Here is a 16,458-nt window from a genome sequence, read left to right on the forward strand (position 1 = left end):
GGGAGAGACACATGAAAAAGACGAGGTTTGTCATACCCCGGGAGCATGGTGGCTGGGCCATGGTCAGCGTACCCTATATCATAGGAATGGCGGCCGCCAAGCCGGCGCTTCTGCACCTTCCGCTATTTTTGGCGTGGTTAGGTTTATATATGGCATCCTATCCGTTTCTGCAATCCTTAAAGAAAACATCCCAACGTAAAACATGGTTATCCTGGGGGATCGTTTATGCCCTTATCGCTATTGCGTTTCTCATTCCGGTGCTTGTCTTCAAACCGATGATGCTCTGGTTTGCACCTGTGCTGCTCATCCTGATCATGGTGAATGTTTGGCATGTCCTTCAGAAATCGGAGCGTGCGCTGTTAAATGATATTTGCGCGATTCTGCTGTTCTGTACCGGAGGCGCCGCTGCTTATATGCTGGGAGGCGGTGGTTTCGATCCGATCCTTGCCGCCGTCATTGGGTATAATTTCCTTTATTTTACGGGGACCGTGTTCTTTGTCAAATCGGTCTTCCGTGAACGCAAAAACAGCCGCTGGACCGTATACGCAAAATTGTATCATGCTGTGATGTTGGTTCTGCCGATCATCTTCGGGAATCCATGGATGTGTCTGCCATTCTTATTTCCGTTCATTAAGACGTTACTGTATTCCGGAAAAATAATGAAACCGATGAAGGTCGGAATCATCGAGATTGTAGGTTCCGTCCAGTTTTTATTGCTGTCCATCATTTTGATGTAGTCTGCCGTTTTCATAAAAATCGATTCCATCGTCCATTCTGTTATAATAAGTGAAGGTATACAGAAGGGAACGATGTTAATGACATATACAGCGCAGCAGGTGGCCGAATGGATGGTGGAGGAAATCCGGTTTACGGGTAATTTGTATCAGACGGAGGCCATCCGCTATGTACGCGAGAACTTCGGGGAAGAATTTGTTTTCGTGAACGAAAACGGAAACGCCTCGCTGTCCAAGGACGTGAAGAAGGCATTCCGCAAACTGCATGGCGGACGGATTGCTTGGGATCGCGACGGATTCATGTGGGCGTGGACGTAGTCTTGTTGAGAAAAAATAATAAGGACAGAGACCGCTTAACGGCCATCCTCCCTTTCATAATGAGAACAGCTGCCTTGAAACCAGGGCAGCTGTTTTTCTTCATGACTTATTTAATTCGGTGAACCGTGAATTGTCCGGTTGAAGCGTGCAGGGTCTTCGCAGCCTGCTCTGGGTCCAGCTGGCGATGCCGCTCTACCGCATAACGGAACTCATAGAAGCCGCCAAGCGTCGCTTTGAAGTTGGTTTCCCAGTAGTTGGTCAATATCCAGGCATACGTGGAAGGACGGCTGTCCGCCGGCTGCATGGTGTGGAGCTGACGAGGCGCGTGCTCCAGCGTTCCCAGCTGTACAAGCGGCGTGTCCGTCATGGACAGGGCCAGCGCTTCCCGGTCTATAGCCGAGTGCCAGAATATTCCCTCTTGCACACTGGTGTAATCCAGGCAGCTTCCGGGAATTTGATCCTTCCAAGGCCGGAAATGACAACCGGCTTTTTCCACGTATAACTCGGCTTCAGTGCCCATGGAGAACGGCAAAGCCACATAGACATTTTCCGGCAGCCAGACGCTGTCCTTGTGGAAGCGGACGGACACCTCGACCCGAGGCTGGTTGGAAAACATCTTGATGTGGAGGGCATAATAGCTGAGTCCCTTCACGTCGAACACCAGCTCGACCAGAGCAAATAGCGGTCCGTTGTCCAGCACGGTGACTCGGGTCAAGCGTCCGGTATCCCGCTGGACGTTCGTGCCCTTCCGGTTGCGTCCCATGCGGCGGCGGGTTGAGCATATTTCGGACGGATTAAACTCATCCTGTGCCGGCGTTACCTCGTAGATGGGGGTGAAAGGCGCGTGCTCACGTGCGCCGTCCAGCAGGTCTGCTGAGCGTGTCTTATCGATCCAGGCCGTAATGCCTTCGTTCATCTCCCATTCGATCCGGAAGGATTCGGATTCGATCGAACGCTTGCCCACCACAATCGGATAAGGAGTTATGGGCTGTGACTGGATGTCGGCGATTCCTTCGCACGCAATCGGTTCGGTGTTGCGCGCAGTCACCATGTTCCGGGAAGCGGAGAGTGCATCCGGTGTTTCGTGCGGATGGATGTACAAGATCCGGGACTCATCCGGTTCAAGCGAGAGCTGCGTAACAAGCGCCCCCGTGTGTGCCAATTGGTACGGTAGCGCCTGCCCGGTCGTTTCGTCGATGAGCTCGAACTTTTTCTTCAGGATCACGTGTTCCCAGCCATCCAACGGAATGGCGACCTGCAGCGTCGCTGCGGCCGGTTCCGTATTGATCACCTCGTAGCGTAGGGGACGATGGGGAGCGAGCAGCGCGCCTTGACGGGCTACGAGCGCTTTATCCAGCGCCCGGTAAGCCATCTTGCTGGCTTCCGCCGCATAGGCCTGCTTCCGCACCTCGAGCATTTGCACCTGCGGATGCCATGGCTCATACACGGAGGAATGATAGCCCCATGTATGCTCGGCATACATGGTCAGCGCCTGTGACGTTTCCTCGACCTCGGCCAGGCTTGCCGCACCATGGACCGGATCTAGCCGCTTGACTTTGCGGAGCGTGCGCTGGGCATCCCGGTAAATCTGGGTATGCATTGCTGTTGAAGCGACCCCATCCGTCCACCAGTCCGGCCAATCCCCCCGGTGTACCGGAAGCGCAGACAGGTCCTCCTGTTTCAATGCCGCAAAAAATTCGGACAGCGTAGCCATCTTAATGGTGATTTGGTCGCCGTATTGTTCATTCCATTTCGTAATCCACTCCGCGATATCCGCATTCGGGGATGCATTGTCCGTGCCCAGGCCGGAGACCATGACCGGAACGAAGGAATACGGATAGGACTCCTGCTCAAGATTCCATAAATACCGGTTAATCCGTAAAGCAGCGATCTCGTTATGACGTTGTTCAGGCTCCATCAGGTTATGCTGAAGCTCGTCCTTGATGATATATTTGCCCAGTGCATCAGGGCAGAACCCGAGCTCGTTGCCAAACATATAATGTTCGCCGTTCCAGACAAGCAGCCTGCCGCCATTCGGACTTTCCCACCAGAACGGGGTTTGTTTGCGGCCCAGCGGATACATGCCGTGATGCGTATGGATGCAGGAAAACAGATGCTCAATGTTATTTTGCAGCAGGCTTTCGGCATACCCCCAGCTGTATCCGTTAATGTCGGCGGTCATGGCGCTGTCGATCCGATGTCCGAAGGACTCCGCGAACTTTTGCGCCTTGCCGTGATTCCGCAGAAGGAGGTCGAAATCCGGGAGTTCGGTCATATTGAGATAGGTCCCGGACAGTTCGATGTCGCCACGCTTTACCGCTTGTTGAAAAGCTGCTTTTTCCGCCGGAGTCGCTGCTTCGAGAAATTTTTCTACGGCCCAGAAGGTCTCGCAAGTCCAGCGGAACGATTCCCATTCCGGGCGCTCCCCGCGTTGTGCGGCTTCCGTGATGTCTAGTGCCTGGCGGATAAAATCAACATGGTACTGCTCGATTCTCTCTTGGCGTTCCGTGTAGCCGATATCCGTGTGGGAATGATGGATGACATAGATCGTCCAGGGACGGGCGGGTCGATGACCGCCTTGGGTGGATAGGTTCATATATTAGTGACCTCCTATAGATTAAAATGGGGAGCGGATGCATGATGATCCGTATCCTCGAATAGCTTCTCAATGCCGTTAAACACAGCCGCCGTTCCGTCTGCGAGAGCGTGAACGGGAACGGCGTGCCTGCCCAAAGCGAGCATGATATCCTTTTCCCATAAGGGCAAACTGCCCGAGATTTGCCCGCCCAGCACTAGGCGGCTCGGTTTGAACACGGATAAATAAGGTAGGAGCATTTCTCCCAGCTCGCTGCCATATTCGCGGAATACATCCTGAGCTTGCGCGTTACCGCTCTTGGCAGCTTCAGCGAGGTCGGCTACGTCGAACCCGTCAGCCAGGAGTCCCCGCTCCGAAGCCATGTTCAGAATGCCCCTTTTCCCGAAATAGCTGTCCACGATATGATCCCGGTAAGGCTCCGCAAACAGCATTCCGCTGCTTGGGATACCGTGCCTGCCGGCTACGATTTGACCATTCTCCACAAAGGCAGAGCCGAGGCCCGTACCGAGCGTAAGGCATAGGAGACGGCGTTCCGATGGGAACCGGGTGGAGGCCCCAAGGCCGAACATGAAGGCATCATTGCCGAACCGGATATCGGCGGCGGTCAGACGGTTCATCGTGACACCCGGGAAGGATGACTTGAGTCTCTGAAATTCGCAGCGGAGCAGATCCCGAACCGATTGCTTGAACAGAGCGTCATATTTGCCTAGGCCTTGAAGAAGCGCAATGCCTTTTGCATAATCGAAGGGCCCCGGAAAAGCGAAGCCGATCCGGATTGAATCATGATAATCCAACGGCCGGAAGGCCGAAGCGTGATAGTTGATCAGATCATGACAGGCTTGGGCGAAGCTGGAAATCGTATCCGCCGCGGCTCCGTGCGATTCCGAAGGCCGGGTTATGAACGAGCCGGGGATTGGCAGCCCGTTCACGATGAGCGCTCCCTTCAAAGCGGTGCCGCCGGCATCAAGCGCGATGGTGATGGGGGCAGGGGAGGGCACGCTTTCTGGATCGGCGCTATCCTTGCGGTTCATGCAAATTCCCCGCTTTCTGTTGGCCGGGAAGGCGGAAGCAGTGGAGAATCCCAATCGGGATTGACCCTCGCTGCAATCAATGCGCATGGGGATCCGGACAGATTCTCCAGTCGGTATTCGCCTAAACATGCCGGAACAATGTAAGATTCCGCATAGCCCCATTCAACGGCCGCACTCTCGTCCGCTGCCGGCACGAGGCGGACACGTTCGCCTTCCACGAGATTGTACATGACGAATTCTCCTTGGGTGTCCGCTTTCCACGTTTCCTGCAGATTCAGCCTGCTGACCTGGAACAGAAGATCTTCCCGTTGACCCAGCAGTTCCTCCGAGCTGCCCCCTTGACGGCTTACGACGGTTGGCCGGGCGATAAGCCCGCTTTCTACCGCAGGCGTATTCATGGCGTCATTAATATTGTGGCGCGCATGCTCAGGGTTCATCGGGCGCGGTTTGCCATCGGCGTCCAGCCGCAGATAATCGTAGATCTTGAACGTGAACCACCAGGTGGTCGAGGAAATTTCCAGCACCAGATTATCCCTGCCGGAGCAGTGGACCGTGCCCGGTGGAATGAGGTAGAGATCCCCTGTTTGCGAGTTGTACTCGTTAACGTAGTCGGAGAGCTCAAGCGGCTCTTCCCGAAGCTGGGCGTCTTCCACTGCTGCAAGCAGCCGTTCGCCGCTTATTCCTTCCTTCAGCCCGAGATACACCTTGGCTTCCGGGGCATTGCGCATGATGTAGTACGATTCTTGCTGCGTCATATGCTCATTGAACTGCGACTCTGCATATTCCTGCAGCGGATGCACCTGAAGCGACAGCTCGCCGCCCTGCATCGTATCCAGATAATCAAACCGGATCGGGAAGTAGTCGCCGAACAGCCGGACATTACGCCTTCCCATAATCTCTTGAGCCGCTGCTTCCATGAGCAATGTGAACGGAACCTCGAAGGTGATATCCTGCACGCGCAGCAGAAGCGTGTTCTCGGGAGCGATAGGCTCAAAGCTCCAGGCGCAGTTGGGCCATTCGTCGGGAAGACCGCATAATTCCTTAAGATATTGACCGCCCCATATTCCCGGGGCAAAAAACGGCTTGACCCGAAACGGCTGCCGACTTGCTTTGCGCAGTACGTTTGCCAAGGCGGCAGCCGGCAGCCACACCGGCTCTTCCGGACGATTTAAGTCCATGTAATACGCTTGGTTGTCGGAGTGTTGGGCATGGGTATGATGGGCTAACCAGTCGCGACGGTAGGTCTCCCAGACGGGCCATTCGAGAAATAAACAATTCTTGTAAGTCTCAACCTTGTCGAAGGAGCTGCCCAAGCCGAAGCTGCCCATATGCTGGGCATGACGCCGCTGCTGGTTCTCGCGGGAGTAATCGGCGTAGAAACGAAGGTCGGGGGTCCGGCCTTGAAGCAGCGAAGCGCCGGGTCCGTGCAGGACGTATATGCCGCGCATCGCGTCAAATGCATGCGCATTTTTATTCAAGGCTGGCCGTGCGTCCTGTTGAAAATATTGAATGGGGCGGACATCGGTTGCTTTATAGCCGAATGCCCGGTTATCCGTCAGATAAGGAGCCATCTCGGCCCGGAGCTCGGCTTCGGATTTGACGTAATCGGACGTGGAATCGCATGCGAAGGCGATGCCTTCTTGCTCACAGGCTTGCTGAAGCTTGGCCAGCAGTTTATCGAAATCGGCGCCGTGTGTTCCGTCAAGCGTAATGAAGATACTGCGTTTTTCCTGTGCTTCATGCTGGGAATTTTTTTGTTTATAGGTCGACAGGATAAACGAGCACCATGCGTCGGTCCCATTCTTCATAAATTGAGGTTCGCTGCCAAAGTCCAAGTGGTTGATCGGGTGTGATTGAAAGGTCGTTGCAGGTTTCATGGATAAATGGATCCTCCCTTCCGGAATGTCGGTTACGACTTCATTGTAGGAGGCAGGGGAGGATCCGTCTTTATAAAAAGAGGAAGTGTTTTTGTACGATCAGGACATCGACGTCTCTAGTCGCTAAAGCTCGGAGTCGTAACGGCCTTCTGAAAACTGGGAACGCCGGAAGCGGGCCGGGGTTACGCCGAGCTTGGACGTAAACACCCGGGTGAAGTAGTGCACGGACTCAAATCCGCAGGAGACGGCAATTTCTTTGATCTGCCGGTCTGTATTCAGAAGCAGGTGTTTCGCTTGCTGCACGCGCTGCTCCTGCACATAATGAACAAAGGATTGATGTCCGTATTTACGGAACAGCCGGGTTAAATGACGGGTCGTAACGTGAAGATGGCCAGCTACCCGCTCCAGCGAGAGCGGCTCGCCCAGATTATCCTGGATAAACAATTCGGCCTGATGAAACATCGAAGCTCCTTCTTCGCGTGCCCCAAGATCGGAAGGTTCTTGGTAGAAACCGGGACCGTGGGCAGCCAGAATCGATAATATGAGTGAAGCTGCCAAGCTGTTCAGCATATGCGGCGGGTGCTGCTTACCGCCAGAGCCCGACTGAAACATCGATAGCAGCGAAAGCCACAAGAGTCCGGACGCTTGCCCGGCATCTTCCTGAAGCACCGGAATGCCTTGGATGGCTAACCTTCGGAAAGCAGCCGTATGGAGATCGCTCTTTGCTGATTCATCCAGTTCAAAGGCAACATAACATAAGGCCAAGCCCTCCCTGCTCTTAATTTGGTGCTGGATGCCCGGTCTTGAGAGAAACAGGGTGCCTGGATGAAGATGGAACTCTGTCTCGTTTTCGATATACGAGCCGCAGCCTGTCAACACGTAACAAGCTTCAAAAAAAGAATGCTTATGCTCCGTATTGTCGTAGTGGCGCGGCATAAATCCCCAGTAGTGGATCCGGACGCTCAGTTCCTGCTGTTCAATGGAGCTCAGGGTTCGGTTTAATATGGAATTGGCCCGTTTGAATAACGGGATGAAAGTTTCGTCATCGATTTGCATGGGAGAGGGTGCTCCTTCTCGGAATTGGCATATATCTCTGCTAAGAATATAGGACAAAATGGGACTTCTAGTCACTCTCTATTTTATATCACAGATAGGTTTTATTGAAAAAATGGGTAAGTGATGTCATGCATAGATAGCTACACAAGTTCTTCATAAGTAGCTGCTATGCTATGAACATTCAATATAAGAGAGGAGTTCATCATATGTCAGCTAAGAAACGATGGAAGCCGCTTATTCTGGTTGCGTTGGCATCCCTCATCCTCATACTGGGTGCCTGCGGTAATACGAAGAGTGCAAACCCCGATAACAAGGAAAACACGGAATCCACCGGGAATATGGATGGCATGGATCATGGCAGCATGAACCATTCCGGCTCGGGCGAGATCCCGGAAGGGTTGAAGGCGGCAGAGAATCCGACCTATGCGGCCGAGACCCAAGCGATCATTAAATCCGATCACATGCCCGGAATGAAGGGGGCAAAGGCAACGATTGTCGGGGCGTACGATACGACGGTGTACACGATATCGTATACGCCGACGACCGGCGGACCCGAAGTGAAGGATCATAAATGGGTGATTCATGAGGAACTGAAGGATGCCGGGAAGGAGCCCTTGGAACCCGGAACGGAAGCTGTCGTGAATGCGGATCATATGGAGGGCATGAAGGGAGCCACTGCCGTTATCGATTCCGCCGAACAAACGACGGTCTATATGGTGGACTTCACGACGACAACCGGCGAAGAAGTCAAGAATCATAAGTGGGTGACGGAAAGCGAGCTGGCCCCCGTACAATAGAAGTTTTATTAAAAAAGAAAACAATCGTTCTCTATATCATGAGAGCGATTGTTTTTTTATGCATATGGCCGTACGGCTCAGCTTTCTTTGATCTGCTTCAGAGCGTCCGTCACTTCCGGATATCGAAACTGGAAGCCGTGTCGCAGTGCCTTGGCCGGAAGGATACGCTGGCCCTTTAGCAGAATGAGCGACATTTCGCCCAGGATGGCTTGGAGCATGAAAGCAGGCAGGGGGAGCCAATGCGGACGGTGATAGACCTTGGCGATGCTCCTGCCGAATTCATCATTCGTGACCGCATGCGGGGAAGCCGCATTCACGGCTCCGGATATGGCCTCGTGCCGGATGCAATAATCGATCAAATCCACGATATCGTCGATATGTATCCAGGAGAGCCATTGCTTGCCGCTGCCGATCTTACCGCCAACGCCTAGTTTGTAGGGCAGCAGCATTTTGGGAAGGGCTCCGCCTTTACCGCCCAGAACAACGCTGATGCGCAGCTTAATTAACCGGTCAACCGGGATGCGGTCGGCCGCTTGCTCCCATTCCTGCACAACCTCGGACGGGAAATCCATAATCGTGGCTGGGCTTTCCTCATCAAAGGTTTCAAAATCGGATGTGCCGTAAATGGCCATCGCCGAAGCTTGAATGACCACCGGAGGTTTAAACTCCAGGCGGTCCATTAGCTCGGCTACGGAGGAGACGGTTCGTTGTCTAGACTGAAGGATTCTCTGCTTGCCTTCCTGCGTCCAGCGCTGACTCAGGGAAGAGCCTGCAAGGTTAACGAGGGCATCCAGACCCTCAAACCGCTCGGGATGGGACTTCATCTCATCCCAGGTCAGATAGGATATAGGCCTGCTGGGTTGGGGATTGTCCGGTTTCGATCTTGTGACGATGATCATGTCATGCCCGCCCTGCTGCCAACGCGTGCACAATGCCTCTCCAATGAAACCGGTGCCTCCGCAAATGGCTATTCTCATGGTCGAACCTCCTTGCAAAAGTTATCATCAACCCTGACAAAACAAGGCTAAGAATCGTTGCCCCTCATCGATTGAAATGAGCGGAGAAGGATACTGGGATGCGTTTCTTACCTGATGCTAAATCCAGTATTATACAATCCATTATACTGGAAATGCGGTATGATACCATTAGATGATATTTCTTTAGTTTGTTCATAATTCGAATCGGTAAGGAGTGCGGGATGGGACTTATAGAGAAATTTCAAACCTTGATCATTATGGGCGCGGTGGCGATTGGGCTGGCAGTGGGACAGCTGCCGTTCGCCGCAGAGTATGCGGAATACACGATCGTTCCTTTTTTGCTGCTGATGTTATATGGATTGTTTCTGACGATACCGCTGCGGCAGCTGCGAAAGGCGTTTAAGAGCATCAGGTTTCTGGGAGCGAGCACGCTCATTAATTTTATATGGACACCGCTGCTAGCCTGGGGACTCGGTGCTGTCTTTCTGTCGGACCACCCGGCGCTTTGGATCGGATTCATCATGCTGATGGTGACCCCCTGTACAGACTGGTATTTGGTCTTTACCTCGATTGCCAAGGGAAACGTACCCTTGGGTGCTTCGGTGCTTCCTATAAACCTGATCCTACAGGTGCTGCTGCTTCCGCTGTATTTGCTCTTGTTCTCCGGCACGATCGAAACGATTTCGATGGCAACGCTGATCGAAAGCGTGCTGCTTGTGCTCGTCGTTCCGTTCACGCTTGCGCATCTCACCCGTTTCATTCTGAGAACCAGGAAAGAGGTGCTGGAGCACAAGGTGATGCCGTTCTTCGGCAGGGCCCAGATTGTCTTTCTGAGTCTCGCCATTGTTGCGATGTTTGCGTCTCAAGGGTCATACTTATTGAATAATATGGACATGGTATATATCCTCATTGTTCCGATCCTGATTTATTTCACGATGAATTATATGCTGGGCAGTGCGGTGGGCAGCATGCTGCGTTTCACCTATGAGGATTCGGTCAGCCTCCATTTAACGATCATTGCCCGGAATTCCCCGGTAGCCCTCGCGATCGCCGTGACGGCCTTTCCGGACCAGCCGGTGATTGCCCTTGCCTTGGTCATCGGACCGCTAATCGAACTGCCTGTGCTTGCCGTTGTATCCCAGCTGCTGTTAGTAACAAGAAGAATGAAACAGAAGTCGGTTACCTGACGGTGCTCAGAGCCGCACGATCAACGTTGCGCGGCGGCTCGCAGTGTCAGGATAAGCTGCAGGGCTTGGAATAGAGAAGAACCGGAAAAACAGTTTGTTGCACCCTCATGCTGGAGTCAGGGGTGAACAAACTGTTTTTTTGTGCACATGCCATCGGTATCGATTCCTCATGCAAACGCCTGCCTTACGATCTCGACGGCCTGGTCCAGTTCCGCTTTGGTGATGATGAGCGGAGGGGCGAAGCGGATAATGGATTCATGGGTTTCTTTGCAGAGCAAGCCGAGATCCTTTAATTTCTCGCAGTAGGTTCTGGCTGGGACGTTAAGCTCCATGCCGATAAATAGGCCTCTGCCGCGCACTTCCTTGATATCGGGGTGCCGGATGGTTCGAAGCTGCTGAAGGAAATATTCGCCGAGCTCCTTGGAGTTGCCTTCAAGCCCTTCCTCCAGGAATACATCCATGGAGGCAATGGCCACCGCGCAGCCGAGGGGATTCCCGCCGAAGGTAGAGCCGTGGGACCCCGGCTCGAATACACCGAGGATATCGGCGTCCGCCGCCACGGCAGAGACGGGGAAGACGCCGCCGCCAAGCGCTTTTCCGAGGATGTACATATCCGGCACGACATCCTCCCAGTCGCAGGCAAACCGTTTCCCCGTCCTGCCGAAGCCGGTCTGGATTTCGTCCGCGAGCAGAAGGATACGATGCTGCTTGCACAGCTCCATTGCGCCGCTCAGGTATCCGTCAGGAGGGATGACGATACCGGATTCTCCCTGGATCGGCTCTACAAGAAAGGCGGCCGTATTCGGTGAAATCGTCTGCTTGAGCGCTTCCAGGTCACCATAGGGGATGACTTTGAAGCCCGGCGTGAACGGGCCGAAGCCTTCCCGATATTCGCTGGAGGAGGAGAAGGAGGTGATGGTGATCGTGCGTCCGTGGAAATTGCCTTCGCAGACGATAATTTCGGCCTGATTGGCCGGCAAACCTTTCTTCCGGTAAGCATAGCGGCGTGCTGCCTTGAGCGCCGTTTCAACAGCCTCGGCTCCCGTATTCATGGGAAGGATCATATCTTTGCGGGTGATAGCAGACAGCTTCTCGTAAAACTCGCCCAATCGGTCATGATGGAATGCGCGCGAGGTCAGAGTCACCTTATCTGCTTGTTCCTTTAAAGCCCCGATAATACGGGGGTGACAATGTCCTGCGTTCAGCGCCGAGTAGGCGCTTAACATGTCGATATACCGCTTGCCGTCCGAATCCGTCACATGGATGCCTGCCGCTTCGGCAATGACGATGGGGAGGGGATGGTAGTTTCTCGCACCGTACTTTTCGGCTTTCTCGATATGCGGGTTTGAAGGGTCCATAGCGTTACCTCCTTGGGAGTCTAAAGAAACCTAAACGGCAATGGCACTGTATACCGCGCAAAAAAAGGCCTTTCTTCATCAAGCATGAGGACGCATCACAAGATGCTCTCGCCAAGCATGGAGCCGATTAAGCCGACAAGCAGCCGGGACGTTGTCTGTCCGCGGTCCAGCAGCGGGTTGTTCTCCACGAATTCGGCCGAGGTCAGAATGCCGGATTCCGACAGCATCTCCATGGCCAGATGCGCTTCCCGGTAACTGAGTCCGCCTTGAACCGGCGTTCCCGTTCCGGGCGCGATTTTCGGATCGACACTATCGATATCGAAGGAGAGGTGTACGCCATCCGTGCCCGTTGACGCGATGCGGATGGCTTCCTTCATGACGCTGAACATGCCCATGCGGTCGATATCCTGCATCGTGAAGCAGGAAATGCCTTCCCGGCGGATGAAATCCCGTTCGCCTTGGTCGAGGGAGCGCGCGCCAATGAGCACCACATGTTCGGGCTTGATCGTTGATTTTGCGCCGCCGATCGATGTTAGCCGCGCATCGCCTCTTCCCAAGCTGACAGCCAGCGACATGCCGTGGATATTGCCGCTTGGGGTCGTATCGGGTGTGTTGAGATCGGAGTGGGCATCGATCCAGATGACGCCCAGGCTTCGGTAGTGCCGGGTAAGCCCGGCAAGCGTGCCAATTGCAATGCTATGGTCACCGCCAAGGACTAGCGGGAAGACACCCGATTCTGCCAGGGCAGAAACATGAGCGGCGAGCTGCTCGTTAATCGTTAGGACTTCTTTCAGATGTTTTAATTGAGGATGGTGCGTTCCACCCTTATGTTCGGGGAGTCCAGCAAGCTCATCAACCTGATAGGATATTCCGAGTGCGTCAAGCTTGCGCTTCAGGCCGGCTCCGAAAATCGCGTCTGGTCCCTGGCTTGCGCCGCGGCGGGTAGCACCCCGGTCAAACGGCACCGGGACGATGGTTACGGTGGACGGAAGATTGTTCATCATAGGCTCACCTCCACTTTGTATCAGTGTATTCAGGAGCCGGCTGCGTGACTTGGGCAAACCCCTATACAAGCTGATCAATATGGAAGGTTTTGGATTGAAGAGAAAAACACCCTTATTGCATGATTCATGGAATGTCCGCAGAGGGCCCCATGATTCAGCATGAAGGGTGTGGAATAGGTGCAATTCGATTTATGATTCAGCGCATGCTTACGCGGCATGCGCGACGTTTATTTTACCGTCTTATTATAAGTCTCGATCTTGGAGCTAATTTCCTGAGCGGCTTTGTCCAGTGCTTCCTGGGCCGTTTTTTGACCATTCAGCACTTCCTCGATGGCCGTTTCCGTCAGCTGGCGGGCTTCAGGGAATACGCCCATGACAGCCCCCTGCGTTGCCAGATTGGCCGTCGTTTGATGCAATTGATCAACGGCCGTCTGGAAATGCGGATATTTCTCCAGGTTTTCTTTTACGAGGGTCTCTTCGTAAGCTTTGGTCGTGACCGGGAAGTAACCCGTGTTGACATGCCAGTAAGCTTGTGTTTGCGGCTCGGCCAAATACTTCATGAATTCCCAGGCGGCCTGCTGCTCTTCTTCCGATTTGTTGTTCATCAGCCACAGGCTTGCACCGCCGATGATAACGCCGCCTTCGCCGCCGTCAGCCGGTTTAGGGAGGAAAGCCGTACCGACTTCGAATTTGCCTTCCGCTGCGCTGACGATCCCGCGGAGGGAAGCCGTCGAGTCCAGCGTCATGGCGATTTGACCCGCTGCGAATGCTTTTTTGGTATCGTCCGTTTTACGTCCCAGGTTCAGCAGGACCTTATCGTCCAGCATTTGCTTCCACCATTCCAGCGTCTTCACGGCAGCGGCGTTGTTGACTTGCGAAGCGGTGGCCGGGGACGTGCGTCCGTTGCCGTTGTTCAGCAGTTCAACACCTTGGTTCGCGAGGAATTGCTCCATGAACCAGCCGTAGATCGCAAAGGATGCGCCGGTTTGGCCGTCTTTCGTTAGCGTCTTGGCCGCTTCCGCTACCTCTTCGTAGGTTTTTGGAGGATTTTCCGGATCCAGTCCCGCCGCTTTAAAGGCATCTTTGTTGTAGTAAAGGATCGGGTTGGAGGAGTTAAATGGCATCGAGTACAATTTGTTGTCGAATGTATAATAATTTTTAATGTTCGGTTCCAAGGAGGAAATGTCGTATGCTTCAGCATCCATGAAGTCCTGAACCGGACGGATCGCCTTGGTATCCATCATGAAACGACTGCCGATCTCGTACACCTGAATCATGGTCGGGCCGCTGTTCGATCCCAAGGAGGCCTTCAGCTTGTTCAAGCTTTCATCGTACGTTCCTTGAAACACGCCCTCAACCTGAATATCCTTGTGGGCGGCATTAAAATCGGAGATCAGCTTGTCCGCGACGGTCCCGAGCTCACCGCTCATGGAATGCCACCATACGACCTTAACGGGCTCTTTGGCTGGCTCGCTGCCGGCGGCAACGGTCGTTTCTCCAGCAGCTGGCGTATTGCTGCAAGCGGCGCTGAGCAGCATGAAGCAGGAAAGCAGGAGCAGCGCGAAGGACCTTTTACCAAAACGTTTCATGATCGGTTAATCTCTCCCTTTTGAAAATATAGTATGGTTTTGATCTATCAGAAATTGCGCGGCCCGTTTCTTACCAGATAACCGGCACGCAAGGCTGATCCATTAAAGCCCTGGCATATGGGCCAGTTAGCCCTTCAACGCACCTGCCGTAATGCCGCGGACTAGCGGCTTCAAACCGAGTGCAAGCAGCAGCAGGGAAGGCAGCAGCAAGAGGAGCACGCCGGACAGTATCAGATTCCATGAGTTCATCTCTTCGAACTGCAGCATCCCGATCCCGATCTGGACGGTTCGCATCTCGACGCGGTTTGTTGTCAGGAGCGGCCACAGGTACATGTTCCAATGGTTCAGGAACGAGTACACGCCCAGCGTGGCGATTCCGGGGATGGATAACGGCAGGACCATACTCAGGAAAATGCGGACATGTCCGCAGCCGTCCACGCGGGCCGCTTCAAACAGCTCCTTTGGCAGCTGCAGGAAAGCTTGTCTGAGCAGGAAGGTTCCGAAGGCCGTTGCCAGGAATGGAATGATAAGCCCTTGGTAGGTATCCAGCCAGTTCAGGCTTTTGACCGTTAAATAGTTCGGAATCATGATCACTTCCCACGGAATCATCATCGTGGCGAGAAAGAGACTGAACAGCAGCGTTTTTCCCGGGAACCGCAGGAAGGTGAAGGCGTATGCCGCCAGACTTGCGGTCACGATCTGACCTGCCATGATGGCAATGGAGACGACAAGGCTGTTCCCGATAAAGGTAAGGACAGGGATCGTATCGACCACCTTGGCGAAATTGGACAGATTGATGGCTTCCGGAAGAAGAGGCGGCGGATAAACAGCCGATTCAGCCTCGCTCATCAGCGATGTTGACAAGGTGTACAGGAGCGGAAAGGCAATGACCAGCGAACAGAGAAGCAGCGCGATGTAGATGAAGCTTTTGGGCATGAGTCGCATGTTCATTGGTAATGCACCTTCTTCTCCACGAATTTAAATTGAAAGATGGTCAGCAGCAGAATGATCGCAAACAGGATGAGCGCTTGCGCACTGCCGATGCCAAAGCGGAAATTGACGAAGGCATCCTGATAAATGTTGAACACGATCACGTTGGTGCTGTTCATCGGACCTCCCTTGGTCAGGATGTTGATCTGTCCGAACGCTTGGAAAGCGCCGATGACCGACACGACGGATGTAAAGAATAACGTAGGGGAGATCAGCGGCATCGTAATCCGGAAGAAAGTTCTCAGCGGACCGGAGCCGTCGATCTTGGTGCTGTCGTAGATATCCTCGGATACGCCCTGCATGCCGCTCAGCATGAGGATGTAATTAAAACCAAGATTCATCCAGACGGTCATGATCGCGACGGAGATCATGGCCCATTTCGGATCGGTCAGCCATTGAATGGGCTGAGTGCCGAGTTGCGACAGAAAGTAATTCAGTACGCCCAATGTCGGATGATACAGAATCATCCAGATCATCGAGCCGGTGCCGACGGACACGGCCATCGGCAGCGAGAATATGAAGCGGAATATTTTCATGCCTTTCAGCTTATTGTGCGTCAGGGCTGCGAGCAGTATGGCGGCCGCCATCCCGGTCGGGACCGTCAGCACGATAAACAGCAGTGTGTTGCCGAAGCTGGTATAAAACATCTCGGAGGTCAGTATTTCCTTAAAGTTATCGAACCCCACGAATTCGGCTACCCGGCCTTGAGGATCGGTCAGGAACAAGCTCAGATAAACCGATTTAAGCAGCGGATAGAACAGAAACAGACCGAAAATGAGCAGCGAAGGTGCCAGACATGCATAGGCGAGCATGATTTCCCTGCGTTTTGATTTCTTGATGGAGATCGTTTTCGCCGCTGTTGAAGGTTCAGCTTCGCTGACCGGCGGCGTCAGAGAGTGACTCGGAGAAGGAAGCGTAAATTCTTTTTCCATCATCATGTTTAC

At 53.7% G+C, this 16,458-nt stretch carries 14 protein-coding genes; 4 read left to right on the plus strand and 10 right to left on the minus strand.

The genetic code is table 11. The features are described 5' to 3' along the window. The first annotated feature begins 11 nt into the window (after positions 1-11). Both MKX98_RS10655 and MKX98_RS10660 read left to right on the plus strand, forming a co-directional pair. A complete protein-coding gene (locus MKX98_RS10655; protein ID WP_194541780.1) occupies positions 12-737 on the plus strand; it encodes a YwiC-like family protein in 726 nt (241 codons plus the stop codon). Between the two features lie 78 nt (positions 738-815). Continuing rightward, entirely contained in the window at positions 816-1,052 is a 237-nt protein-coding gene (locus tag MKX98_RS10660; protein ID WP_041621962.1) for a hypothetical protein, read from the plus strand. Between the two features lie 106 nt (positions 1,053-1,158). Here the strand turns inward: MKX98_RS10660 and MKX98_RS10665 are convergent, their stop codons facing one another. The 4 genes from MKX98_RS10665 to MKX98_RS10680 all read right to left on the minus strand — a co-directional run bounded on the left by MKX98_RS10665 (position 1,159) and on the right by MKX98_RS10680 (position 7,612). After that, positions 1,159-3,648 carry a glycoside hydrolase gene (locus MKX98_RS10665; RefSeq protein ID WP_220685964.1) on the minus strand — a complete coding sequence of 830 codons (2,490 nt, stop codon included), beginning with the start codon at positions 3,646-3,648 and terminating at the stop codon, positions 1,159-1,161. Positions 3,649-3,662: 14 nt separating this feature from the next. Beyond that, positions 3,663-4,679: an ROK family protein gene (locus MKX98_RS10670; protein ID WP_220685963.1), complete on the minus strand. Its 1,017-nt coding sequence runs from the start codon at positions 4,677-4,679 to the stop codon at positions 3,663-3,665. Then, positions 4,676-6,556: a class I mannose-6-phosphate isomerase gene (locus tag MKX98_RS10675; protein WP_220685962.1), complete on the minus strand. Its 1,881-nt coding sequence runs from the start codon at positions 6,554-6,556 to the stop codon at positions 4,676-4,678. Before MKX98_RS10675 ends, MKX98_RS10670 begins: the two co-directional genes overlap by 4 nt. A 123-nt stretch (positions 6,557-6,679) precedes the next feature. Further along, positions 6,680-7,612 (minus strand): AraC family transcriptional regulator, encoded by a 933-nt coding sequence (locus MKX98_RS10680; protein ID WP_220685961.1) that lies wholly within the window; start codon positions 7,610-7,612, stop codon positions 6,680-6,682. Positions 7,613-7,818: 206 nt separating this feature from the next. On the opposite strand from MKX98_RS10680, the gene MKX98_RS10685 reads away from it, so the two are divergent. Then, complete coding sequence (locus MKX98_RS10685) at positions 7,819-8,409, plus strand: YdhK family protein (RefSeq protein ID WP_220685960.1); 591 nt, start codon at positions 7,819-7,821, stop codon at positions 8,407-8,409. Positions 8,410-8,486: 77 nt separating this feature from the next. Here MKX98_RS10685 and MKX98_RS10690 read toward each other — a convergent pair whose 3' ends face one another. Next, entirely contained in the window at positions 8,487-9,386 is a 900-nt protein-coding gene (locus MKX98_RS10690; RefSeq protein ID WP_220685959.1) for a TIGR01777 family oxidoreductase, read from the minus strand. A 221-nt stretch (positions 9,387-9,607) separates the two neighbouring features. On the opposite strand from MKX98_RS10690, the gene MKX98_RS10695 reads away from it, so the two are divergent. Then, the gene (locus MKX98_RS10695) at positions 9,608-10,573 is read left to right on the plus strand and encodes an arsenic resistance protein (RefSeq protein WP_220685958.1); all 966 of its coding nucleotides are present in this window, start codon (positions 9,608-9,610) and stop codon (positions 10,571-10,573) included. 167 nt (positions 10,574-10,740) lie between these two features. Here MKX98_RS10695 and MKX98_RS10700 read toward each other — a convergent pair whose 3' ends face one another. From MKX98_RS10700 to MKX98_RS10720, 5 genes are all read right to left on the minus strand, one after another. Further along, a complete protein-coding gene (locus tag MKX98_RS10700; RefSeq protein WP_339222926.1) occupies positions 10,741-11,931 on the minus strand; it encodes an ornithine--oxo-acid transaminase in 1,191 nt (396 codons plus the stop codon). A gap of 95 nt (positions 11,932-12,026) precedes the next feature. Beyond that, complete coding sequence (rocF, locus tag MKX98_RS10705) at positions 12,027-12,935, minus strand: arginase (RefSeq protein WP_220685956.1); 909 nt, start codon at positions 12,933-12,935, stop codon at positions 12,027-12,029. Between the two features lie 227 nt (positions 12,936-13,162). Beyond that, the gene (locus MKX98_RS10710; RefSeq protein ID WP_339222928.1) at positions 13,163-14,524 is read right to left on the minus strand and encodes an ABC transporter substrate-binding protein; all 1,362 of its coding nucleotides are present in this window, start codon (positions 14,522-14,524) and stop codon (positions 13,163-13,165) included. Positions 14,525-14,650: 126 nt separating this feature from the next. Continuing rightward, entirely contained in the window at positions 14,651-15,475 is an 825-nt protein-coding gene (locus MKX98_RS10715; protein WP_339222930.1) for a carbohydrate ABC transporter permease, read from the minus strand. Beyond that, positions 15,472-16,452 carry a sugar ABC transporter permease gene (locus MKX98_RS10720; RefSeq protein ID WP_194541793.1) on the minus strand — a complete coding sequence of 327 codons (981 nt, stop codon included), beginning with the start codon at positions 16,450-16,452 and terminating at the stop codon, positions 15,472-15,474. Before MKX98_RS10720 ends, MKX98_RS10715 begins: the two co-directional genes overlap by 4 nt. Positions 16,453-16,458: the final 6 nt, after the last annotated feature.

Source organism: Paenibacillus sp. FSL W7-1332, from assembly GCF_037969785.1.
Classification (GTDB): Bacteria; Bacillota; Bacilli; order Paenibacillales; family Paenibacillaceae; genus Paenibacillus_AQ.

Coding starts and splice junctions, on each gene's coding strand:
- MKX98_RS10695 (WP_220685958.1), top strand. CDS start 9,608: ATGGGACTTATAGAGAAATTTCAAACCTTGATCATTATGGGCGCGGTG.
- MKX98_RS10660 (WP_041621962.1), top strand. CDS start 816: ATGACATATACAGCGCAGCAGGTGGCCGAATGGATGGTGGAGGAAATC.
- MKX98_RS10655 (WP_194541780.1), top strand. CDS start 12: ATGAAAAAGACGAGGTTTGTCATACCCCGGGAGCATGGTGGCTGGGCC.
- rocF (WP_220685956.1), bottom strand. CDS start 12,935: ATGATGAACAATCTTCCGTCCACCGTAACCATCGTCCCGGTGCCGTTT.
- MKX98_RS10685 (WP_220685960.1), top strand. CDS start 7,819: ATGTCAGCTAAGAAACGATGGAAGCCGCTTATTCTGGTTGCGTTGGCA.
- MKX98_RS10715 (WP_339222930.1), bottom strand. CDS start 15,475: ATGAACATGCGACTCATGCCCAAAAGCTTCATCTACATCGCGCTGCTT.
- MKX98_RS10710 (WP_339222928.1), bottom strand. CDS start 14,524: ATGAAACGTTTTGGTAAAAGGTCCTTCGCGCTGCTCCTGCTTTCCTGC.
- MKX98_RS10690 (WP_220685959.1), bottom strand. CDS start 9,386: ATGAGAATAGCCATTTGCGGAGGCACCGGTTTCATTGGAGAGGCATTG.
- MKX98_RS10700 (WP_339222926.1), bottom strand. CDS start 11,931: ATGGACCCTTCAAACCCGCATATCGAGAAAGCCGAAAAGTACGGTGCG.
- MKX98_RS10675 (WP_220685962.1), bottom strand. CDS start 6,556: ATGAAACCTGCAACGACCTTTCAATCACACCCGATCAACCACTTGGAC.
- MKX98_RS10720 (WP_194541793.1), bottom strand. CDS start 16,452: ATGATGATGGAAAAAGAATTTACGCTTCCTTCTCCGAGTCACTCTCTG.
- MKX98_RS10665 (WP_220685964.1), bottom strand. CDS start 3,648: ATGAACCTATCCACCCAAGGCGGTCATCGACCCGCCCGTCCCTGGACG.
- MKX98_RS10670 (WP_220685963.1), bottom strand. CDS start 4,679: ATGAACCGCAAGGATAGCGCCGATCCAGAAAGCGTGCCCTCCCCTGCC.
- MKX98_RS10680 (WP_220685961.1), bottom strand. CDS start 7,612: ATGCAAATCGATGACGAAACTTTCATCCCGTTATTCAAACGGGCCAAT.